This is a genomic window from Alicyclobacillus sp. ALC3 (assembly GCF_028751195.1).
Taxonomy (GTDB): domain Bacteria; phylum Bacillota; class Bacilli; order Alicyclobacillales; family Alicyclobacillaceae; genus Alicyclobacillus_L.
In genome coordinates this window covers 711751-732262 of the sequence record NZ_CP066784.1, presented here as the reverse complement: position 1 = coordinate 732262, position 20512 = coordinate 711751, and the positions used below count along the sequence as shown (strand labels likewise).

The following is a 20512-nucleotide window of genomic DNA, read 5'->3' as shown; positions in this document are numbered from 1 at the left end:
ACATGGATATTGTCCAAGCAGTACAGAACCACTACCCGGACATGGTGCTCGGTGTCGGCTTTGTGGTCGGCAACGACGCATACGGCAACCAGGTCATCACGTACTGGAACACCACCATGCACCCGTTGCCGTCCTCGGCAGACCTTGCGGACTGGTGGACGGTGTACCTGCAAGCAACGCAGAACGGTGTCATTGGGGCAGCTGTCACGGCTACGCTCGCCACGGGATTTACGTCTACCACGGCCGGTGGAAAGGTGTTTCCGATGGATGTGTTTGCTGTCGCGATGCTCGCAGGCGAATATGCGTATCTGCAGGCGAACTCTACTGCGACTCCTAAAAGCCTGCGGGCGCTTGACGGTAGCGTGTGGTCTCCGACTCAAACTGATTTCTTCTCGTTCAGCGGCGAACTGCGCACGTTCCTCTCTGCTATCGAGGACAAGCAGTGGGCGAAGGACGCGCTGATTGCAACCGTGTCAGACTCCGTAATTCCGACCGTCCTCTGGAGCGCGCCGACAGTTCCACAAGGGTTGACGGCCACAGCAGGTGCGAGTGCCGGTACTGCGTCGCTCGCGTGGACAGCGAATCCGGACACGGACCTTGCGTCCTACAACGTGTACCAGGACGGCACCAAGGTCCGGAACGTCACAACGAACGCGGACGGCGTCCCGGGACTCACGACAGGAACGCAGTACACCTTTGCAGTGACCGCCGTGGATACTTCCGGTGGCGAGTCGGCGCAGTCAGTCAGCGTCACCGTAACAGCGCCGTAAGCGTCGCTAACAACCAAATCATGCTAGACGATGGACTCGTAGAGATGCGGGTCCATTTTATTTTGAGGGGGTGGTCAAACTGCTCGAATACTGGTGCCAAGCAGGAGACGTCTTGCTCTACCACAAGCCGCCAAATCTATCCACACGGCTGATTGAGTTCGGTGAGAAACTGGAAGACCCGGGCCACGCGCAGTACTTCTACCACGTGGCGCTTGCACTCGGTCCGTATTACAAGATTGAGGCCGACGGAAAGACGGTGGCGATCAACCCGATTGACTACGGCAAGTTTGAGGGATTCCGTCCGCCTATCCCGCCAAAACAGAGAGACGCGGCACTTGCCCAAGTACACAAACTCGTGGGGGAGCCTTACGACTGGTGGCTCATCATCGACGACGCGCTCAAGTACGGCACCTGCGGAGTTGTACATCTGCCAGTCCGTTTTATCAAAAGTGAGGAACGACACGCCAAGATCTGCAGCTCGTTCCTGCGCAAATACTTCGAGGACGCGGAGTGGGGACCTCGTGAGCGTATCACCGTGAGCCCGGAGGACATCTATCTCGCGGTCAAGGCGTGGCCGGTGGGTGGTCAAACATGAGACATCGCACGCCTATCGACTTCACGAAACTGACAGACCGCGAAGTACTGATGCACCTCTTGCCACGGGTGGACACCGTCGAGGACGACGTGGACGAGCTGGATCACAACCAAGAGGCACTGAGCAACGCGATGGCCGAGTTGCAGCAGAACCTTGTCGCCACGGAACAGCGCCTCTCCAAACGAGTGGACGAGCGCTTTGACGCCGTAGACTCGCACCTGAGCGAACAAGACAAGCGCCTCGACCGCATGGTGGAAACCCGGCGCAGGTGGCCCGACGGTGCCAAGATTGCCGTCACGGCTGTAGGTAGCCTTTGTGTGTCCGTTGGAGTCGCGCTCCTATTGCACCTCCACTTCTAGAGGCACACCGCACGAAGGGTGGGTGATGCAGTGCTAAACAAAACGATGCACAGATTCTCGGTGTGGTTCGCGAGCCCGGCTGGGGTTCTTCAGACGTTCGCACTCACGCTCTTGTGGGTCATCGTCGAGCACATTTGGCCGCTTATCGATCCCAACGGATTCATCTTGCTCTACGTTCTCACCGTCTACAGCGGCATCACGCAACCAGTGCTGGCCTATGCGTCTTCGGTTTCGGCTGCTGAATCCGGTCTCGCACAGCAGAAACTCGAGGCCATGCAGCGGCAGATGGTGGACGTACAGAACACGCAGACGCAAATGCTCGAGAATCACGTGAGCATGATGCGCACAATCCTTGCCATTGCGCAGGACATCCGCGAGGACGTGGAAGACATCGTGGAGATGACGGCGCCGGACGGAAGTGTGCTGGTGACGCTCGAACCCCTTGAAGCTCGCAACGCAAGAAGCGCAGCTGTGCCACACAAAGGAGACGACCGATGAAGAGAAAACTGTTGCACTTGCTCAGAAAGCTCCTGTCGTACGCGCTGATGGGCGAGGGAATCTATCACTTCCTGTTCTCCACGATTGCTATCGTCGGTCTGGTGGCACAGCACCAGTACGGGTTTTTTAGCTGGCTTACACCTATCACGGACTATCTGGCTGGCACGCTGACACTCGTCGCGGGATGGGTGTTTAGAGGGAAACCGAAGGAGAGTGGACCGCGTGGCCGTTGAAGCACACAAGCTAACGCTACAAATCAGCGTGCCGGAGTGGGTACCAACGCACGGCGACCGCAAGAACGCATCGGCTGAGTTTGAACGCAACCGCAAACAAATCATCGCGGACGGCTATGGCTACTGTCTCGGCTGTGCGATCGCTGGCATCCGCAACGACAAAGACCTGCAGCTGCACCACTTCGCGGTCGAATGGTGCGAGGCCAACAACGCAGACTGGGACGCGGCTCTGCGTCGGGCAAAGATGATCGACCCATACGGCTATGCGGCCAAGATGGGTGACACGCCGATGACGAACGAGGACGATATCCGCAACCTGATGATGCTGTGCCAGCCGTGCCACACAGGCAAGCCGGGTGAGCCGCATCCGCACATCGCAGGCTGGCTGTCTGGCGGCGTGCACTACTGCCCGGAGCCAATCTGGGTTGCGGACCGGGTAAGTGCCGGGAAGGAAGAACAGGAGGCGCAAGCTGATGGTTGACGCACTCACGGCGTTCTACATGTTGGTGCAGACGAAGGGAGGGAAATCCATTGCAACGCATCGCGCAAGCCGTTGACCGCTACACGCCGTTCGTGGCCGCAGACTGCAAGGCGCTCAAAGCCGCAGGGTATGACGCGGTTGTCTATCTGGGCGCAAAGACGCACGGATGGACTAAGGCGCTGACACCCGAGGAACTCCAGGTGTATCTCGACGCTGGTCTGCGCGTCATCTTCAACTGGGAAGGCTTGAGCAACTATCGCGGCTACTTTTCTGCAGCACAAGGCAGACAGGATGCGCTCGACACGCTCACAGAGTTGGCGTGGCTCGGCGTGCATCCAGACCCGTCGATCGTCGTCTACTACTCGGTCGACTACGACGCATACAAGACGGTGGACTTTCTGGTGGTGGACGAGTATTTCCAAGCTGTCAAAGAGGTGCTCGCAGGGAAGTTTGCGGTCGGCGTCTACGGCGGCATCTCGATCGTCAACTACCTCATGCTGTCCCCTGACGCGAAGGGTCGACCGGACCGGGTTTGGCAGACGCTCGCGTGGTCGAGTGGCGTCATCAGCCCGCATACGGCGATGTACCAGTCCAAGGTCGACACATGGGTGGCGCATCTGCAGGTGGACCTTGACGAGATTTACAGTGACCCGGGTTGGTACCCGAGAACGGGAGGTGAGGATGTGCAAGCAACCAAAGTGAAGGTCAACGGCGCAGAGTTCCCGGCAGTAGTCTACGACGGGAGCACCTACATTCTCTGGACTGAGGACAGACAGATCCCGGGCTTTCAGATGAAGAATGTAAACGGTGAGTGGAACTTCTCGTTTGACAAGACGGCGCCAGCTGCAGCTGCGCCTACGGTACAGTCCGTAGACGTGCATCTCGCGGATGGCTCTACAACCACTCTCAAACCTTGAGGAGGAAAACACATGATTTGGAACGGTACTGATTGGACGGTTGTTGCATCTGTTGCGGCGGCTCTTGTGGCGAAGATTGCGCACGACCGGAAGTGGTTCGCCAAGCGCTTCCCGCAGATTTCGCAAGGCGTGACGAAAGTCGAAGAGTCCCTGCCGCACGGCATTGGCGTTGCGCTCGATGACGCAGGCAAACTGGTGCGCGGGCTGGTTGAGTCGCCGTGGTTTGCCGGTGCAGCTGCGACGGGGAAGGTGGAGTTGCACCACATCACGGACCAGTTGCTTCAGAGCACGCTTGCGCAGGAGATTGCGAAGGTACTTGCGGCGTCGGGTAAGTCTTGGACTGACATGAGCGAGATCGAAAAAGGTACACTGTTGACAACGGTGCAAGCTGCACTCGCGAAGATTGGCATCAGCGTCACAAGCGCACAAATCACGGCAGCGGTCACACCTGTCATGGATGCCATCAACGCAGTAGCGCCCGCGATGCAGGACGCGGCACAGCGCGCAGCCGCGATCACGCAGTCACAGACACCGTCGCAGCCGGTGCAAGCACCTTAGACCATCGAGAGTGAGGTGACACTTACCACGAGGTTATGTACACGGCAGACGCCCTCGGGACGCACACACCCGGGGGCGTTTTTATTGCGTTAATCCTCCCACATATCCTCTGCACCATACTCCTCTAACGTGTCACGCAATCGCTTCTTGGTGCGCCAACTTGGTTTCGCTTTTGCGTCGTGCGCCAGCTCGCTAATCACCGATTGGCTGACGCCGCTTTTCTGCGCGAGTTCGGCCTGCGTTATGCCCTCATCTTCCATCCACTTCCCAAACTTTGTGCGCGGTCTGCCTAGCCCAAACCAGCCCACGAATATCACCTCATTCGCAGGATTGTCCAAGTTATTTGATTTCAGACATCAGGTATAGTGGACAAACAGGTTTACATAACATCAAACCATCACTTCGATGGAGGTGTTTCGCCATGCTAGAAGGTCGGTTCGTGTCGTTCCTCGTCGCGCAAATGGAGACCAAAGCAAACGCGCTCCCGATGTCGCAGACGCAGCAAGACCTAGTTGCATTAGTCACCGAGTTACGCGGCGCAGTAGACGCCATTTTCGCCGCCCAAGATGGAGCCAAACGCCGTTCAGGTGCCCGCCGCAGCTCGTCCGGTTCCGTGAGGCTGTCCCGAGGCGAGGGAGAGGCCTAGCGCGGTAGCCTGGTAGCGACTCCCTGACTTAAATCTCAAAAATGTGAGGTGGCCACATGGAGCGGGGGAGAGCGGACAAACAGATGCAAGTGCTGTGCCTAGTGTCGCCCTGGGTGCGGGAGGTTGTCCACGACGTGGCGCGCTACCTGCGCACATCGGATGGCAAAGCGGCGCGTCATATGGCCCTCACAGCATCACATGACGTACCGACGTTGAACGCACTGGCGCCGTACTTCTGGCGTGACTATGAGCGTGGTCAGACGTGCTGGATCGGGCAGAACAAACCGGAGGACATCCGCGCACTGATGCCGCATCCGAGCGAGCGAGTCGAGCGGTTGAAGTTACGTGTCACCCGCGACGACTGGTGGGAGTTGGACGCCATCGCGTTTGCGTTCGCAAGGCCGCTCGCACCCGTAGTCGGTATCCTCATCACAGAGTGCGCGCGACGGGAACGGTTGCTCGACATCGCGGCTCCCGGATTCGTGCCGCGCAGTCCGTACAGCCTCAAAAGGGGGACGGTGCAATGGGTTGGCGAGATCCGGCGGTAGACGTGCCGCGCGTGACTTACCGTAGGTTGCAGATGTTGGTGGAGGAAGTAATGTATTTTGAGCGCGAGAATGCACTCGCGTCATGGGAGTTGCGGGAGCAGGTTGAACAGCTGATCGGGCACATCCTCGATGAGTACGTGAGACAGCATTTTGAGGAAAGCACAAAGGTAGCTGCGCAGTTGCTGACGGCGCGTAGGCGCGAGTCGTTGAGGTGATTAGAAGGGGGAGCTGACAACCAATGTCTTGTTTTTCAACGGTAGCACTCCGCCGCTACCACTAAAATGAACAACAGACACAGACAGTTCGCGGCTTGCAGGTCATCACTGAACGAAACCACGACGCGCTCCACCTTCTCTTGAAGGACCACCCTCACGCTCGGTATCATTTCCGAGTTGAAGGTGGTCCTTCAGCTTTTGCCAGAAGACATAACTGACCAGAAGACGTCTCCAGTGAACGTGCAGCGGAGACAATGGGGCACCTTCAGCTCAGGGCTGTCAAAGATGAGCTGGAGTCAAGTGAGAGCCGACTCATCGCAACAGGCGGCGTTAGATCTCCTCACACGGCACCTCGTCTCAGCAACGGCGAGTTCGTCTGTCCTAACGCCGTCAGCCGTCATATGCGCAATATCTCTTCTTGTAAATGTCCCTCGTTTCCTATTGTATAATCGTGCAAAAGGGGGGGTGTCGATTGTCCGGAACATTGTCGAAGTCGCAGTTGCTGGCTTTAAATCACGTTACGCAGTACGCCAGAGACCACAAACATGAGGCTGAGCAAGAGATTTCGCACATCCTTCTGATGTCCAATGTTGAACGAAGCGCATTTGAAGAGGCTGTCACAAAGCTGAAGAGACACGCCAGAGTTGCCCTGCATTTTCACCCAGATAGACCTGACCCAATGATGAAAAACATTGCTGAAGCATTGCTTGAACAAGGAATATACAAAAGTCAGTTTGAGACGTTCTTGTCGAATGGGAGTGTGTCAGCTTACCCAGGTGGTGAACGTGATAGTTGGGAGAAGAAGTTATTCGGTGGAGCATACCAAATAAATGGTTCAACCAATAGCCAACGACCAAAGTATGGAGCACTTGATATCATGTTGCATCCAGATGGACCAGCTCCACGTTTTGGATCGTGCTATTTCCTGCTATCCCCACAGGTTTCTCAACGATGTACGTACACGTATTTGGATTCTCATCAAGACCCCAAGGAAAAGGGCACCTACGAAGAATTCGACCTCATTTTAGAGGCTCTCTTGAGGGATACGTTCGTAAATGAGTTCGCCCTTGGTCAAAAAAGTCTGACCGTGGGAAAGCTGATCGACCATATGCTTGTAAATCTTGAAGCCCCATTCCAAGACCCATCCACTAAGGAAGCAAATCGAAATCTTAACCACTACATAGAAGCTCAGGTTCACGGTGACATTTTTCTGAAAGAAGATGTGGACATCCTAGTGGCAGATCCATCACTTAGGGGTACCTACGTAGGAGATATTCTGGAGCAAATGTGCCTGAAGTATTCAATTTCCCTGCACTGGCACATGGGCTTCGCGCTTTTTGTGGATGAAGTGCCCCTGGATTTTAGAGGACCATTGATGCCTTCATTAGCCCAACGCATCGCTAGAAATGGTGTGGTCGATACATTTACCATCGGGTCTGCGGCCATGGATTTGCAGCGGAATCCTAGTACTTGGAGTGATAGGGGTGCGTATAAAGATGTGCTTCAGGAATTAAAACTGTTGTGGCATGTGTTGGTAAGATACGGAAAACCGCTTCAGGACGTTACATGAGTCAATGTAGGCGACAGCATGTTGCATGTTCGTGCGGTTCACCACGGGACGAAATGATTCCTGCGATGTCCACACTTGAGTCCACATGTCCTTCATCCGCACCTTACCGCCGGCTCATCAGCCTCTCCGTGCGCAGCATGAAGATGTGCGTCGAGTACTCGACGAGCGCGATGATGACCGAGCAGATGATTGAGGCCACGAACGTGATGGACGCCTGGTGGACGAGGTTCGGGATGCCCCAGATGAGCAGCGTGTTGATGATGAAATCGAGCGCGAGCGCGCGGCCGTTGCCCATGGCGGGCAGCGCGGTCAAGTCTGTGATGACCCCGATGAGAGACACCGCAATGGCCGTCGAGAACGCAATCCACGTGTTGACGTAAAAGTGCGGGTTCGTCTGACCGGCAACCCAGAGAACCAAAACCACCGTGACCAGTTTGAGCAGGAAGTTGGTGAGGCTGACGACGACTTCTGACATCCGTGATCACTCTCCTGTTCGCTCAGTGTCCCCCCGCAGTGCGCCGCCTATGCCGACCGTATTCAGGTGCGTCCAGAACGTGTATGATGAGGGTGGAATGGCGCTGCTGTAACACCTAGCGCAACGTCTGTGTATGGACGCCACAACAAGCGCGAACCCTGAGTTTGTAGCCACACAGCGCAACTCGAACGGGAGGAGATGGAGAGCATGGTAGTCGTGACAACAGAGCGCATCCCTGGGTATGAGGTGGAGGAGTCGCTCGGCGAAGTGTTCGGCGTCGTCGTGCGCAGCCGCGGGCTCGGCGGTAACTTTGTCGCGGGCCTGCGCAGCATCGTCGGCGGGGAGATCCACGAGTACACACAACTCCTGGAACATGCGCGCCAGGACGCCATCGACCGCCTGAAAAAGAATGCTCAGGCGATGGGTGCGGACGGCGTCGTGATGATGCGATTTGACTCGAGCGAGATTGGCCAGACGATGTCAGAAATCGTCGCCTACGGCACGGCCGTCCGCATTCGCCGCGTCGCATCGGCGCATTAACGCGACTGCGTTGACAGGACACACCCTGCTGCTCATCTTTGCCATCGCCCTCGCACTCGGCTGGACGGTCATGGGTCTGCGCGCGCTGCCCGGAATGCGGCGCACGCGGCCGCTCCAGCCGGGGACGGGGGACTTTGTCGTCGATCACGGTGCCACAGCGTCAGACGGTTGCGCCGATGCCTCGCTCGGCCAGCCTGCCGATGCGGGCGACGCCGCGCTGCACCACGGGGCCAGTGCCGCGTTACGCGCCGCTGATGCCTCACTACCGCGGGTGACCGTCATCGTCCCGGCCCGCAACGAACAGTTCTCCATCCTCCACACCCTCGATACCCTGCAGCGGCAGACGTACCCGAACCTGGAGATTATCGCGGTGGACGACCGGTCCACGGACGACACGGGCCGCCTGCTTGACGCTGCCGCCTCCACCTGGCCCGCCACCCCGCCCTTGACCGTGCTGCACGTCCAGACGCTACCGGACGGATGGCTCGGCAAAAACCACGCATTATATGAAGCATCGCGGCGCGCGACCGGCGAATGGCTGCTGTTCACGGACGCCGACATCGAGTTTCACCTGACCGCCATCGCACAGGCCGTTGCGCGAGCCGTGGAGGAAGGCGCCGACCACATCACCGTGCCACCGACCATCCGAACGAAGGGCCTTGCGCTCGGCGCAGCCGTCACGTTTTTCACATACAACATGATGGTCGTCTTCCGCCCCCAGGCCGCGAACCTCGATGGCTCCAAGGTGAGCATGGGCATTGGCGCGTTCAACCTCGTGCGGCTGAACGCGTACGAAGCGATGGGCACGCACAAGGCGATGGCGATGTCTGCTGTGGATGATCTCGACCTTGCCCAGCGCCTCCGCTCCGCCGGCCGGCGCCAGCGCTTCGTGCCAGGCCCAGGGCTCGTCGAAGTCGAGTGGTATAAGAGCTTTTCGGACATGCTGCGCGGCCTCGAGAAGAACTCGCTCGCGCCGTTCGGCTACTCGTACTTGCTGTTTACGATGGCGATGGTCGGATGCCTGCTGTTTTACCTCGGGCCGATAGGGGGCGTCGTCTGGGGCTTGGTCGCGGGGTCTGGCCTTGCCGCGGCTGCGTTTGCCTATTGTTTCGCGTGGCTGACCGGATTGTACGTATGGCTAGGCCGCCTGGCGCACTTCTCACTCGGCTGGCTGCTCACGCTGCCGCTTGGCGTGTGCCTGCTGGTGTTCGCATTGGTGCGGGGAGCATGGCTGACAGCTCGGCGCGGTGGCATTGAGTGGAGAGGGACGAGGTATTCGCTGAAGGAACTAAGGAAGCATGCGAGGTAGGAGAGTCTTGTGGTGGCGCGCTCACGACAAGGCTGTTTAAACCGTGGCGTTGGGTGGCCGGATGCAGGGGTTGCTGGTGTGTCGTTTGACACGATTTGGATTGTCACGGAAGCTCTCATTTGCAACCAATTGGTCTTGACATTTTTGCGAGCCGCAAGTAAACTAAGTCCTGCTGGTTTTGCTCCGGGTATTCGATAGAACCCCGTACAACGCGCGGTTCCTCCAGCATATTTACACCAACATGCCACCTTGGCTCAGGGGTAGAGCGGCTCACTCGTAATGAGCAGGTCATCGGTTCGAATCCGATAGGTGGCTCCATGAAAAACCCAATAGTGGCGCGGAAAACGGGAGGTAGTCCAGCTTGGACAACTTCCCGTTTTGGTGTTTTGATCAACTTTTGATCAACATTTCTGCTGAAATAGGTCCAGAGACGGTTTTCGAGGGCTTTGCCAGGGGTGAAAAACAGAATTCAGACAGCTGAATTGGGAGGTCATAGGTGTGACTAGCCGCATGTAGAGGGGGAGGCCTCTATTGAACTAACGCCCCCGTTAGTCCGATAAGCATTCATCCCTTTTCAACGCTTGTTGCAACACTAACAAGGAAAGTTCGTGATCATTTATTACTTGTTTCACCAGCTCAGGCTCAACCCAAATCCGTGATGACGTCTCGTTGGTTTCTCGGAACGGCAGACACTCTCTAATATCCATTCTGTAAAACGCTTGATATCCAACCAGTGGGTATTTTCCTCCAGCAACAAACAATGGATTTCCTTCGTGACTGACTTCAATAACTCCTAGGTAGTGAATTTCTCCCCGAACACTCGCTTCTTCCAACACTTCCCTGTGAAACGCCTCTTCGATAGTTTCGCCGTTCTCTATATGTCCACCCGGTGTGTTAAAACCTCTTCCGCGAACGTTCACCAGCACAACTTTGTTTTGGTTAAAGCAGTACCCCTGAACACTTGTAACCGTCATGGAGTCCGATATCTGCTTCATGGGATACCATGTGAGTTTAACATGATGTCCGTCCCAATCAACATGTATCATGTGGCTCATCCAATCACACCCTTCTCGTCGACCCAAGGTAAAACCTTCGAATACGTTTGGCATCCAATTCCCGTTGTTTGGGACAGCTTCGGGAAGGTTATTCTCTGGATTTCTCAACACTTCTGCCCGTTAGTGCAAAAACAAAAACCCGTGGGTTATTGCTTTTCGTCGTAGAACCAATCCAAAAGTACCACATTTCCTCTACTACCAATATACGACTCTCGTCTGGATATACCTTCCCAACGGAAGGCAACCTCAAATCAGGCTGGTCCCATTGACCAGCCTCAACGGGCTTAGATAATCAACCTCTTCCGGAGAACAGGTCCGCGAGTTTCTTCGCAGCATCCTGTGTGAGAGTGGGGAGGACGTGCGAATACGTGTCAAGCGTCATTTTGATATCCGCGTGCTCGAGCATTTCCTGGACCACCTTCGGATGCACCCCAAGCGTGAGCAAAAGGGTCGCAGTACTGTGGCGCAGGTCGTACAGCCGGACAGTCTCAGGTATATCGGCAACTTTTAACAATGGCTTGAGGTGGCGCAGAATGAGGTTACGAGATTGCAACGGCGTTCCAATTGAGGTCGTAAACACTAGGCTCTCCTGATGTAAACTCGTCTTCGATTGCCAGGCCTTCTCGACTGCAGGGGTTTTGGAGGTTCTCAGAGTTGAGATCTAGTTAGTATCGAGAAGAGGCACACCACGGGGGCCCTGCTTGGTTTTCTGGGATGAGATAAGTTCCTGACCGACCTTCTTAGTGTACGTTCTCCGGACGTATACGACATGTTGCTCGAGGTCCAAGTCGCACCAACGCAGTGCCGTTGCCTCACCAGGGCGCAGTCCCGTAAACAACAGAAGCTGGAATAGCGGCCCGTACTCGTCGTAAGCGCATGCCTCGAGAAACCGTGCAGCCTCCTCTGGCGACAACGGCCGCGCCTGTTTCTTTTCGATCCGCGGTAAGGCCACAGTATCTGCAGGATTGTGAGTGAGGATCTGCCATTGGACAGCCCATCGCAAGGCATTGCGCAACGCTGCGTGCCCGCCGGATCGTGGCCGATGATAGGCCACGATCCTGGAGATGTGTATAGTGAGATTGGATTCTCGGAGCATCCAGCTTGTCCAACTTGAGAGCGAAGAGTTCGGGACGGATATAGAACGATGTTACGTACTTCAAGAACAAGACCGTGTGTGGGGACTGCGCGTCCGCGTTGAAGTCTAAGGCGATACCGTACGCGGTGGACGCAGTTGCGTCACCTTGGTAAGCCATGAGCAAGCCCCATCTTCTGGGGGGGGCTTTTCTATATCTCAACGCAGGTGCTCCAGAATTTGAAGTGTCCGAAAGACTGGATTTCCAGTGTCGCGGCGTGTGGCTCTGGCTAGGTCACGTAGCTCATTTACTCTGGACGTATAATCTTCATTAATGATCATTTCTAAGATCTGCATTTCAGATAGTGCTCTGGTTGTTCTTCCGAGTGGGACGTACGGCGACCAGAACTGGAATCTTAGCGTGCTGAACGTGTTAAGATATTGCTTCGCATATTGACGTTGCCACTTGTGCTTTTTAATAATGCGGTTTGTTGTCTCGTCCGCGGAGTTTCCATATAAAGCTCCCTGAGGGTGGGTTGTCACTTCACAGAGGTACACGGTATCGTTGGCAAAGTCGAAGCCAACAACATCCAGTTCCTTCAACCCGTCCTGACCACCGCAGGAGGCCTGACGTTGTAGTCGATGACCTGGCACCCGGTAATCAATTTCAAATAGGCGCCAACTAAATACTCTCCAGTATCGGTTTCCACATGGCTCACCTCAATCCTCGTTAACTTCTCAATCTTGCCTGTTTTCGGTTGATATTTACACGTATAGCAGTGGGAGGGGAAGCAGGCTGTAGGGGGTGGTAATCCGGTGGCGGATCTTGATGGCCTCATTCGCCAAATTGTTCGTGATGAAGTCCGCCAGTGTCTGAAGGAACTGCAACCAGAAGGAAGCTGGGACGAAGCCGTTGAGCCCGTAAAGGTATCTTCACTTGACCAAACAGATTATGAACTCTTAGAGAGAATATACCAGGAAGCTGTAAAGATTGATAATTGAGCGTTTTGCAGATTCATAAGCCCTTGTGGGGCAAGGGATAACAGGACATAAAAAGGGACTTCACCCCAACTTGGAGAAGATTTCAAGTGACCAAACAAGAAACTCTCAAGGAGGGAAGTCCACTTGTATCTTCTCCAAAAGCCCCTGTTTTCCTTTGAGCAATGGTTAGAAATTGAGTCCAGTGAGCGATTGGGTCTTTTCTTTACAGTACTCGACCTTGAACCCTACGCCAACAAGTTGAAAAGTGCGTCACCCCATGGCGCCAAGCCCATCAATCGAGAAGCAATTTTACGTGCTCTGCTGGCGGCTCCATTGGAGGGCATATCGACGTTCACTCGTCTCCATCACCGGCTGGACAGGGACCTGAGATTCCGGTATCAGTGCGGCTTTCGGTTGGATGAGCGGGCACCATCGATTGCCACACTGAGTCGCGTGTTCCAGGCTGTGGTTGAAAAGGAACTTGCGCAGGAACTCTTCACTGACCTGGTCAATCAGTGTCGAGAGTCTGGCATCATCAATGGTGAGCATGTCGCAATCGACAGCACAGCGATTGGCGCTTACGAGAAAAAGCAGCCAAAGTCACGCAGTCAGCATACCGGCGATGCCAATTGGGGTGGGAAGTACGATACCTTCGGTAACAAGCTGACGTGGTTTGGGTACAAGGTCCACCTTGCGGTGGATACTGCCAGCGAACTTCCGATTGCCTTGGATGTCACGCCTGCCAACGTATACGACGGTGAAATGGCAGTACCTCTGATGAAAGAAATCGTTCAGCACGGTTGGAGATTCAAGTTCGTCATGATGGATGCCGGATACGACCAGGTCAAGAACTACGAAGCGACTCGCAGTTACGGTGCGCAGGCAATCGTCGCAATGAACAAGCGAGGCGAGAAGGAACCACCAGCCGGGATGGCTTCGGACGGGACACCCCGTTGCTCGATGGGATACGACATGGTGTACTGGGGCGCAGACAGTGGTCGTTTAAAGTTCCGTTGCCCACATGCTGTCGGCAAGGTTGACTGCCCGCTTGGAATTGCAGCTTGCTCAGACTCCAACTACGGAATGGTAGTCAAGAAGAACATCGTCGAGGATATCCGACGTTACTCAAATCCTCACCGAAACACGAGAGGTTGGAAGGAGCTCTACAACGAGCGAACATCCGTTGAGCGATGTAACTCGCGGCTCAAAGAACATCTCACAATGAACGATATGCATCTGCGAGGCATCCGGAAAGTTACGGCTTACGCTTACATCAATGCAATTGTCTTACTGGCATCAGCGGTGGCTGCGAACGTAGCACGCAGTATGGCGAAGAGCGCTTGAGGCGAGACGAAGGTTTGATATTCACACAGCGCGCATACGACAAAACGTCCCATACATAAAAAGTGATTTTCTTGCCCGTTATGCTGCTATCAAATCGTTTCTTCATTCGCTCGCAACGTCATTCTGCAAAACGCTCAATTAGTAGACGAGAAATACCAAGCGAAGGTTAAAACGTACGGGCCAGTCCTCACAATCGAACAGGCGTCGCAGGTCCTCGGTATGAGCTAGTATGCCATTAGAAAGTTGCCCAAGACGGACCCGAATTTTTCCCTTGTATCACGGTTCAATGAGTACAGCCAGACTTATGCATTGGCTAGACGGTGGCAGAGCCTACTGGAAGTTGCGTCATAATAATGATTGAAGATCTCATCCGTGGCATCGTTGCTGAAGAACTGCAGAAGATTAAGCGAGAATTGCTCGAAGAACTCAGGTCATTGCAAACTAGTACCAGTCTAGTTGACCTGTATGGTGAAACATTGACTGTAGATGGGGCAGCCGAGATACTGAAGGTGTCTAAGAGCAAAGTGTATGAGTTGGCCAGAAGCCCGACGTTACCGTGCAAAAAGGCTGGAAGCAGGGTCATTATCCCAACACGTAGGTTTTTTGAGTGGTTGAATGAGTCGACAGATTGATAAGTTAAGCATACGGTGTCCGTACCGAACGTCTAAGGGGTGAGCTTGTTGATTGAGAGCGTGTGGCAGAGAATTGTGGATTGCGAAGGACAAACGTTCCGACAAATCAGAGGCGGTGAGTTCACATACGTGGTTCGGGGCAATGCAATTTATCTGAGTAGGACGAACAGGTCAGTTTCTAAGATCACCTTTCAACAGGCCCTCAACTACGTGCCGCTTCAAAGTACCACGTCTGTGCAGCATCTACAGGCCCCATCCTACATATTTGCCATCTTGACAGACCAAAGAATTCACCAGAATGACTGGTAAAGGACGCGGTGACAAGTAGGCGATGAAATGTATTTAGCAGAACTTCATGGAAAATTATCGCGCAAGAATGAGAACAAGGAAGATATTTTGACTTCAAATGTCTTTTCGTTTCTGAAGTACGCACCCAGAGATTTGTTCCTGCAAAGTTTCTTGATTGAAACGGGCTTAACGGTTGATCACGTCGAATGTCAGGAGGCGGGGTTTTTATTTTGGCCCACCTACGGTGACAAGACAGAGCCAGATGTGGTCATCATTGTAGGCAAATATTATCTTCTAATTGAAGCAAAGTACTTCTCTGATTTTGGTAAGGAACATGAAAAGACACCGTCTCAGCTGGTTCGGGAGATTGCTGGTGGTCAGAGTCAGGCAGACGAAATGGGTTTGCAATTTGTCCTCGTTGCCATAACTGCAGACTATTATTATAGGAGCGAGAAGTTCACAGACATTCCGGCGGAGTTTATAAGGATTCTAAAGTGGACCAATTGGCAAACTGTTGCACGGGTTATCTCATCTGTACTGGATAGTGAGGTTCACATGAATTCTGGGGTACGCCTCATGGCTGAAGACCTGTATGCTTTGCTTGTTAGGAAGAACTTACGATCGTATCAAGGAATATCGTTGGTGGATGATGGTTTCGCTACAACAGATAATGTGTTTTTCAGGCCATCAAGCAGGAGCAGATTCACCGGGTTTAAGCTACTGCATGTCAGTAATATGAACGCTGTGCCTCAGACGATCTTTCACAGTCACGGACGACGAGATGATTCACCAGCAGCGACGTCGATCAGGATCGCGTTTGGCGGATTCGAGCGATTGCAAGCCAGTGACATCGACGTAGTGCCTCAAGAGATTTTTCACGGCCACGGACGAAGACATGAATTATCGACGGCCACGTCGAGGGGTAGCAAGTTCAGCGGATTCCAGCGGCTGCAAGGTCGGGATATTGGCGTCGTGCATCAGGATATTTTTGGTAAACCAAGGAAACGATTTGACGGATCATCTTCGAAGTCGCTTACGTCTATGAAGACTATTTTTTGGAGGTCTACAAATGGAAAATAAACTCAAACTGGTCGAACAAACGCAACTTGCCTTCGACTTTATACAGAAATTGTATATGGAGGTATCGTTCTTGATTAAGGAGGTCGAATCTACTCTTAATGAGGAGGAGGAGACCTTCGTAATTGGGAAACCAAGCGGAGGTTACGCAATCACTGCTCGGAGCTCAAATGGGCTTGAGGTGAACAACGTCAATTTGTGGCTGCTGCGGAAACTGGCAGTTTTCTTCGTGCCAGAGGCTTTTATCGACACCGAGAGTAAGGGCACTCCGATAAATGAAAGCCTTAGGGTAATTTACATGCGAATTGTTCTAAATGACAAATCGGTAACGGAACCTACTGTCCATGCTGGTGTCCTTTATGATTTTGAGCAGAGGAAACACCAAAGATTAGAGCAGTGCATGGGCTTATTTGAATACGTTGAACACAGGATGTTTAAGGACCCAGAACATATAGCGTTCGAAGACAGTAACGTGAAGCTAAGAGGGAAACTGATGCCCACTAGTCTCTACGACCTCAACACGAGCGAAGATGTTGTTGAACGATTAATCAAACCGACGTTGCAACTGTTTCGGGAGATACCTTGAAGTTTTCATTAGCGAGGCGACATCTCGACTCTGCGGCTTGGGAGCGGAATATAGTTCACGGCTAACCGAAGGAAAAATGGTCAACAAATGGTCAACAGAATACGTAAATACATGAATGTATTTGGAGCTCAGCGGAGGACCCAAAGTCGGAGAACCCGCGCCAGACATAGCTTTTTTAACTTTACTGATACCACGGGGATGGAGTGAAAATAGTCTTAGCCATCTCTCTCTCTCAATCAGCAGGTCGTCGGTTCGAATCCGACAGGTGGATCCATGTATAACCGCATAGGGACGAAGGACGCGGAACGGTCACCCGGAGGATGGGAGACCGTTTTGCTTAATTGTTGTGCGATAGATTGTGCGAGTGCGTTCCCGTCCCTTCCTTTCAGACCTCGGACGTAGCAAAGAGACCGGCTCAAGATGCTGAGGACCAGGTCAAAGCAATGACACGACAATTGGAGTTGAAGTTGCAGGTTCAAAAGAGCGCTAGCACCACGTAATTTGATATGCAAATTGCCACGTCCTTAAGTGGGTGGCCAGAACGCTACGGTTCTACTCGTAATGTCAGATAGGGAGACTTGCAGGGTTTGAACCCAATCGGTTAAATGCTTGATAAGCGTGCGATGAATTGTTAAACAGCAATAGAGAGGGGATGCTGGTTGATGGCAGATGTCGTCGATGTGCAGAGTATTCTACAACTCCCGGAATTCGCATCGTGTCGTGTTGTTGGAGGACAGCAGGGACTCTCACGACCTGTGCGGTGGGTTCATATCTCCGACTTGCCGGACGTGACGTTTTGGTTGCGTGGCGGGGAAATATTGATTCATTCCGGAGCAGGACACAACGTCAACCTAGTGCACTTGGTTCGCCAGTTATACAGTGTCAAAGGAGCAGCCCTCGCCGTCGCTGAAGCAAACGACGTCATGTCCAATGAAGCTTGCAAGACTGCGGATGAACTCGGTCTTCCCCTCATTCTCATACCAGATGAAGTCCGCTTCGTGGACCTCACGTACGCGGCAATGCATACACTGATGGATAAAGAGTTCCAAGAGTCACTTGAGTTGGAGCGGTTTTGGCACGAGGTGACGCGTTCAGCCGTTTACGATGTAGCGAACACCTTGCAATACGTCGCGGACTGGTTGCAAGCGAGGGTCACACTATACGATCGCTCGTTTACTGCACTCCTAGCTAAGTGGCCGACTCAGAATCAGAAACCTCTTGTTTCGACGTTCCCTGCCGTAGAAGACCAGTTCCGAGCAGCCATCGCAGACAGTGAAGGTGTTAGTTACTGCGTAGATCCCCCTGTATGGGCATTTGTCGTGAGGAACCGTACGGCAATTGTCAGCTTTGCGACCATCCACTTGCTTAGTGAGCGTAGCGTCTCAACCAGGCGTGTAACTTCGGCGATACAGGTCATTCGTGTTGCCACGACAATGTTTTCACAGACGCAAAACCTCCGTCTGCAGATGGCTGGAGACACTTTTCGAGCCATTCTCGACGAAGAGGGCACCGATGATGAACTGGCTGAACAGTGCAGAATCGTGGGTATCGATCTGCTCGCGCCTAGCCGAGTAGTTGTACTTCAGCCAGCGGGCGAGCAGGAGTTCAATTTCTCGTTTCGCCAAACTGAACAAGTGTTACGCAATTTTCCAAACGAACGACTGGTAGCACGACCACAAAACGACGCGCTTGTCGTGCTTATTCCGGTGCCGGGTAGCCAGGGGAGAGACCGCTACGCGGCGCTTGTGAAGCGAATGCGAGAACTGCTCGCTGAACAGACCGGGGTCCGGATGTGGAAAGCGGGCATTGGTGGTGAGGTAAGGGGGATAATCGGTATCCGTAAAAGTAGACGTCAGGCTCAGACCGCGCTACAACAGACGAGGGATGTTGATTTGCGCTGGTTCGAAGACGTGGCGCTGTGGGACGTGCTTGTGGAACAATTGCGCGAGACGATGGTAAAAGACACCCTTGACGAGTTTGCTCTGCCAGCGCAGCACCGTGAGCGCGAGCGGATGGTAGACACTATGCAGGCACTCGTTGCGTGCAGTTTCAACGTTAGTCGGGCTGCGGACGTGCTTTCTCTGCATCGCAATGGTCTGAACAGGCGGTTGCAGAGGTGGCATGAACGTTACGGCATCGATTTTACTAACCCGCAGAATGTACTCGCGTTTTCTGCACTATTGTCGATTAGTGGGGATTCGAAGTAGTTAGTCGTACATGATGTTGCAGTGTGCAATGCGCACACTTTCGTCTCCTGTTTGATGTATAGATTGAATATTGAAAATGATCCACATCGTCCGTACCATACGAACATAGCAATTTTACTCTTTTTATAGGAGGGGACGTTGTGGCAGTACCGATGACGGAAACTAAGCCGGTTCTACGCAAGGGCCAGATGAGCCTGTTTCATCTGATCATTGCGACGCTTGCAAACGTGGGGCCCGCACAAGGTATCTTTTTCAGTATTGCGTTCTTGGCCGGCACAACAGGACTCGCATCCCCGTTTGGTATGCTTCTCGCTGCTGTCGCTATTCTGACGGTCGGAAACACGCTGACGTCGTTTTCACGCGAGATTCCAAGCGCCGGTTCGTTTGTCACTTTTATCTCCAGAACGTTTGGCGCTTATACGGGCATTACCATTGCGGTAACTGTGTCGATCGGCTACATCATCGCGATTACACCGATCATTATTGAGATAGGAGGTTGGATTCAGGCGGTCTTTCAGCAAAACTTCAACGTGAATATCCCTTGGCAGGCTATTACGATTGTCGGGACGTTCGTCGTAGCGTTCCTGGTTGTGCGTGGTCTGAAGATCTCGTCACAGTGGGCCGCCGGGCTCTTCTTCACGGAGGCTGCAGTGCTACTCCTAATCTCGTGCGTAATCGTATTTAGAGGTGGTGCGAACGGTCTTAGCCTTGCTCCGCTGTTGCCTACTCACTTGCTCGGTGGCTTCAAATCGCTCGGCTTGGCTTTCCCGCTGTTGGTATTTAGTTTCGTTGGTTTTGAGAACAGCGGGCCGCTCGCTGAAGAGGCCAAGAACCCGAAGCGCAACATCCCGCGCGCAGTGTTCTGGGCCATCATCATCGTCGCGTTTTTGTACGTCTTCTCGAGCTACGCAGCAATTGTCGGATACGGCGGTAACCACTTGAAGACACTCGCAGCTGACGCAGCACCTTTTAACACGCTCGCAAAACACTATCTTGGTGGCTTCGGCATCTTCTTAATTGACTTCATCGGCTTCACGAGTCTGTTTGCCTGTACTATCGCAGCCTGCAACTCGCAGACCCGCATTATCTTTCACGCCGGACGCGAAGGTCTGATTCCGCGAGTGTTTGGTAGAGTCAACAAGAAGTACGGCACGCCTCATGTCGCTCTGTTGACCTACCTGTTTGTTGCCCTCGCGCTCATCCTTATCATCGGCTGGAAGATGCAACCGCTGACGTTCTATGCGGACATGGGTTCCCTCGGCACGATCCCGATCATTCTCATGTACCTGTTGGGCAACATTGCCCTCCCTGTGTACATGTGGCGGCACAACCGCAAGGAGTTTAACTGGTGGCGACACGCGATTGTGCCGGTGGTTGGTATGGTCGTGCTCATCTGGTCGTTTTGGTCGCTGATTCAGCCAGGACAGCCGGCCCCGTACAACGCATTTCCGTACATCGTACTTGGCATCGTCGTCTTTGCCCTCTTGTACTCATTGTGGCTCGGAAGCAGGAACAAGGAAGTCCTCGACGTGGCGGCGCAAACATTAGCAGAATAA

The 20512-nt window shown here is 53.7% G+C and carries 27 protein-coding genes, 1 tRNA gene and 1 pseudogene; 24 read left to right on the top strand and 5 right to left on the bottom strand.

Annotation, left to right across the window (positions count from 1 at the left end; translation table 11 throughout):
• Positions 1–2: 2 nt before the first annotated feature.
• The 8 genes from JC200_RS03420 (at position 3) to JC200_RS03385 (ending at position 4411) form a co-directional block, all read left to right on the top strand.
• Positions 3–770 (top strand): XkdW family protein, encoded by a 768-nt coding sequence (locus JC200_RS03420; RefSeq protein WP_274434786.1) that lies wholly within the window; start codon positions 3–5, stop codon positions 768–770.
• 112 nt (positions 771–882) lie between these two features.
• Positions 883–1365, top strand: a complete 483-nt coding sequence (locus tag JC200_RS03415) for a hypothetical protein (RefSeq protein WP_274434785.1) — start codon at positions 883–885, stop codon at positions 1363–1365.
• Positions 1362–1724, top strand: a complete 363-nt coding sequence (locus JC200_RS03410) for a hypothetical protein (RefSeq protein WP_274434784.1) — start codon at positions 1362–1364, stop codon at positions 1722–1724. The genes JC200_RS03415 and JC200_RS03410 overlap by 4 nt, the downstream gene beginning before the upstream one ends.
• Before the next feature lie 30 nt (positions 1725–1754).
• Entirely contained in the window at positions 1755–2222 is a 468-nt protein-coding gene (locus JC200_RS03405; protein WP_274434783.1) for a hypothetical protein, read from the top strand.
• Entirely contained in the window at positions 2219–2455 is a 237-nt protein-coding gene (locus JC200_RS03400; protein ID WP_274434782.1) for a hypothetical protein, read from the top strand. The genes JC200_RS03405 and JC200_RS03400 overlap by 4 nt, the downstream gene beginning before the upstream one ends.
• Complete coding sequence (locus tag JC200_RS03395; protein WP_274434781.1) at positions 2445–2936, top strand: hypothetical protein; 492 nt, start codon at positions 2445–2447, stop codon at positions 2934–2936. The genes JC200_RS03400 and JC200_RS03395 overlap by 11 nt, the downstream gene beginning before the upstream one ends.
• A 50-nt stretch (positions 2937–2986) precedes the next feature.
• Positions 2987–3853, top strand: a complete 867-nt coding sequence (locus JC200_RS03390; RefSeq protein ID WP_274434780.1) for a glycoside hydrolase domain-containing protein — start codon at positions 2987–2989, stop codon at positions 3851–3853.
• Positions 3854–3865: 12 nt separating this feature from the next.
• Positions 3866–4411, top strand: a complete 546-nt coding sequence (locus tag JC200_RS03385) for a hypothetical protein (protein WP_274434779.1) — start codon at positions 3866–3868, stop codon at positions 4409–4411.
• An 89-nt stretch (positions 4412–4500) separates the two neighbouring features.
• On the opposite strand, the gene JC200_RS03380 is transcribed toward JC200_RS03385, so the two are convergent.
• On the bottom strand, positions 4501–4719 hold the full coding sequence (locus tag JC200_RS03380; protein WP_274434778.1) for a helix-turn-helix domain-containing protein: 219 nt from the start codon (positions 4717–4719) through the stop codon (positions 4501–4503).
• Positions 4720–4832: 113 nt separating this feature from the next.
• Between JC200_RS03380 and JC200_RS03375 the strand changes: the two genes are divergently transcribed.
• From JC200_RS03375 to JC200_RS03360, 4 genes are all read left to right on the top strand, one after another.
• Positions 4833–5057: a hypothetical protein gene (locus JC200_RS03375; protein ID WP_274434776.1), complete on the top strand. Its 225-nt coding sequence runs from the start codon at positions 4833–4835 to the stop codon at positions 5055–5057.
• Between the two features lie 56 nt (positions 5058–5113).
• Positions 5114–5605 (top strand): hypothetical protein, encoded by a 492-nt coding sequence (locus tag JC200_RS03370; RefSeq protein ID WP_274434775.1) that lies wholly within the window; start codon positions 5114–5116, stop codon positions 5603–5605.
• Complete coding sequence (locus JC200_RS03365; protein WP_274434774.1) at positions 5581–5820, top strand: hypothetical protein; 240 nt, start codon at positions 5581–5583, stop codon at positions 5818–5820. The genes JC200_RS03370 and JC200_RS03365 overlap by 25 nt, the downstream gene beginning before the upstream one ends.
• Positions 5821–6292: 472 nt before the next feature.
• Positions 6293–7390 carry a DUF3626 domain-containing protein gene (locus JC200_RS03360; protein ID WP_443111863.1) on the top strand — a complete coding sequence of 366 codons (1098 nt, stop codon included), beginning with the start codon at positions 6293–6295 and terminating at the stop codon, positions 7388–7390.
• Positions 7391–7493: 103 nt separating this feature from the next.
• Here the strand turns inward: JC200_RS03360 and JC200_RS03355 are convergent, their stop codons facing one another.
• Positions 7494–7865 (bottom strand): DUF2512 family protein, encoded by a 372-nt coding sequence (locus JC200_RS03355; RefSeq protein ID WP_274434772.1) that lies wholly within the window; start codon positions 7863–7865, stop codon positions 7494–7496.
• 207 nt (positions 7866–8072) lie between these two features.
• Between JC200_RS03355 and JC200_RS03350 the strand changes: the two genes are divergently transcribed.
• The 4 genes from JC200_RS03350 (at position 8073) to JC200_RS03335 (ending at position 10032) form a co-directional block, all read left to right on the top strand.
• Positions 8073–8405 carry a YbjQ family protein gene (locus JC200_RS03350; protein WP_274434771.1) on the top strand — a complete coding sequence of 111 codons (333 nt, stop codon included), beginning with the start codon at positions 8073–8075 and terminating at the stop codon, positions 8403–8405.
• Positions 8317–9714 carry a glycosyltransferase family 2 protein gene (locus tag JC200_RS03345; RefSeq protein WP_274434770.1) on the top strand — a complete coding sequence of 466 codons (1398 nt, stop codon included), beginning with the start codon at positions 8317–8319 and terminating at the stop codon, positions 9712–9714. The genes JC200_RS03350 and JC200_RS03345 overlap by 89 nt, the downstream gene beginning before the upstream one ends.
• Before the next feature lie 12 nt (positions 9715–9726).
• Positions 9727–9912 (top strand): hypothetical protein, encoded by a 186-nt coding sequence (locus JC200_RS03340; RefSeq protein WP_274434769.1) that lies wholly within the window; start codon positions 9727–9729, stop codon positions 9910–9912.
• 45 nt (positions 9913–9957) lie between these two features.
• A tRNA-Thr gene (locus tag JC200_RS03335) sits at positions 9958–10032 on the top strand.
• Positions 10033–10262: 230 nt separating this feature from the next.
• Here the strand turns inward: JC200_RS03335 and JC200_RS03330 are convergent.
• Both JC200_RS03330 and JC200_RS03325 read right to left on the bottom strand, forming a co-directional pair.
• Entirely contained in the window at positions 10263–10769 is a 507-nt protein-coding gene (locus tag JC200_RS03330) for an NUDIX hydrolase (protein ID WP_274434768.1), read from the bottom strand.
• A 292-nt stretch (positions 10770–11061) separates the two neighbouring features.
• Positions 11062–11865, bottom strand: a pseudogene (locus JC200_RS03325) (tyrosine-type recombinase/integrase).
• On the opposite strand from JC200_RS03325, the gene JC200_RS03320 reads away from it, so the two are divergent.
• Entirely contained in the window at positions 11843–11974 is a 132-nt protein-coding gene (locus JC200_RS03320) for a hypothetical protein (RefSeq protein WP_274436658.1), read from the top strand. The pseudogene JC200_RS03325 and the gene JC200_RS03320 overlap by 23 nt on opposite strands.
• 86 nt (positions 11975–12060) lie before the next feature.
• Here the strand turns inward: JC200_RS03320 and JC200_RS03315 are convergent, their stop codons facing one another.
• Complete coding sequence (locus JC200_RS03315; protein WP_274434767.1) at positions 12061–12444, bottom strand: hypothetical protein; 384 nt, start codon at positions 12442–12444, stop codon at positions 12061–12063.
• A gap of 213 nt (positions 12445–12657) precedes the next feature.
• On the opposite strand from JC200_RS03315, the gene JC200_RS03310 reads away from it, so the two are divergent.
• The 7 genes from JC200_RS03310 to JC200_RS03280 all read left to right on the top strand — a co-directional run bounded on the left by JC200_RS03310 (position 12658) and on the right by JC200_RS03280 (position 20512).
• Positions 12658–12843 (top strand): hypothetical protein, encoded by a 186-nt coding sequence (locus JC200_RS03310; protein ID WP_274434766.1) that lies wholly within the window; start codon positions 12658–12660, stop codon positions 12841–12843.
• A 123-nt stretch (positions 12844–12966) separates the two neighbouring features.
• Positions 12967–14166: a transposase gene (locus JC200_RS03305; protein ID WP_274434765.1), complete on the top strand. Its 1200-nt coding sequence runs from the start codon at positions 12967–12969 to the stop codon at positions 14164–14166.
• Positions 14167–14519: 353 nt separating this feature from the next.
• The gene (locus JC200_RS03300; RefSeq protein WP_274434764.1) at positions 14520–14798 is read left to right on the top strand and encodes a helix-turn-helix domain-containing protein; all 279 of its coding nucleotides are present in this window, start codon (positions 14520–14522) and stop codon (positions 14796–14798) included.
• Positions 14799–15134: 336 nt separating this feature from the next.
• Complete coding sequence (locus tag JC200_RS03295; protein WP_274434763.1) at positions 15135–16166, top strand: hypothetical protein; 1032 nt, start codon at positions 15135–15137, stop codon at positions 16164–16166.
• Positions 16156–16749 (top strand): hypothetical protein, encoded by a 594-nt coding sequence (locus JC200_RS03290; RefSeq protein WP_274434762.1) that lies wholly within the window; start codon positions 16156–16158, stop codon positions 16747–16749. Before JC200_RS03295 ends, JC200_RS03290 begins: the two co-directional genes overlap by 11 nt.
• Before the next feature lie 662 nt (positions 16750–17411).
• Positions 17412–18956, top strand: a complete 1545-nt coding sequence (locus JC200_RS03285; protein ID WP_274434761.1) for a PucR family transcriptional regulator — start codon at positions 17412–17414, stop codon at positions 18954–18956.
• A gap of 140 nt (positions 18957–19096) precedes the next feature.
• Complete coding sequence (locus tag JC200_RS03280) at positions 19097–20512, top strand: APC family permease (RefSeq protein WP_274434760.1); 1416 nt, start codon at positions 19097–19099, stop codon at positions 20510–20512.

Excerpts from the sequence above, each read along its gene's own strand:
- JC200_RS03290 (WP_274434762.1), top strand. The coding sequence starts at position 16,156 with ATGGAAAATAAACTCAAACTGGTCGAACAAACGCAACTTGCCTTCGAC.
- JC200_RS03350 (WP_274434771.1), top strand. The coding sequence starts at position 8,073 with ATGGTAGTCGTGACAACAGAGCGCATCCCTGGGTATGAGGTGGAGGAG.
- JC200_RS03385 (WP_274434779.1), top strand. The coding sequence starts at position 3,866 with ATGATTTGGAACGGTACTGATTGGACGGTTGTTGCATCTGTTGCGGCG.
- JC200_RS03355 (WP_274434772.1), bottom strand. The coding sequence starts at position 7,865 with ATGTCAGAAGTCGTCGTCAGCCTCACCAACTTCCTGCTCAAACTGGTC.
- JC200_RS03410 (WP_274434784.1), top strand. The coding sequence starts at position 1,362 with ATGAGACATCGCACGCCTATCGACTTCACGAAACTGACAGACCGCGAA.
- JC200_RS03375 (WP_274434776.1), top strand. The coding sequence starts at position 4,833 with ATGCTAGAAGGTCGGTTCGTGTCGTTCCTCGTCGCGCAAATGGAGACC.
- JC200_RS03300 (WP_274434764.1), top strand. The coding sequence starts at position 14,520 with ATGATTGAAGATCTCATCCGTGGCATCGTTGCTGAAGAACTGCAGAAG.
- JC200_RS03365 (WP_274434774.1), top strand. The coding sequence starts at position 5,581 with ATGGGTTGGCGAGATCCGGCGGTAGACGTGCCGCGCGTGACTTACCGT.
- JC200_RS03330 (WP_274434768.1), bottom strand. The coding sequence starts at position 10,769 with ATGAGCCACATGATACATGTTGATTGGGACGGACATCATGTTAAACTC.
- JC200_RS03285 (WP_274434761.1), top strand. The coding sequence starts at position 17,412 with ATGGCAGATGTCGTCGATGTGCAGAGTATTCTACAACTCCCGGAATTC.
- JC200_RS03295 (WP_274434763.1), top strand. The coding sequence starts at position 15,135 with ATGTATTTAGCAGAACTTCATGGAAAATTATCGCGCAAGAATGAGAAC.
- JC200_RS03370 (WP_274434775.1), top strand. The coding sequence starts at position 5,114 with ATGGAGCGGGGGAGAGCGGACAAACAGATGCAAGTGCTGTGCCTAGTG.
- JC200_RS03420 (WP_274434786.1), top strand. The coding sequence starts at position 3 with ATGGATATTGTCCAAGCAGTACAGAACCACTACCCGGACATGGTGCTC.
- JC200_RS03400 (WP_274434782.1), top strand. The coding sequence starts at position 2,219 with ATGAAGAGAAAACTGTTGCACTTGCTCAGAAAGCTCCTGTCGTACGCG.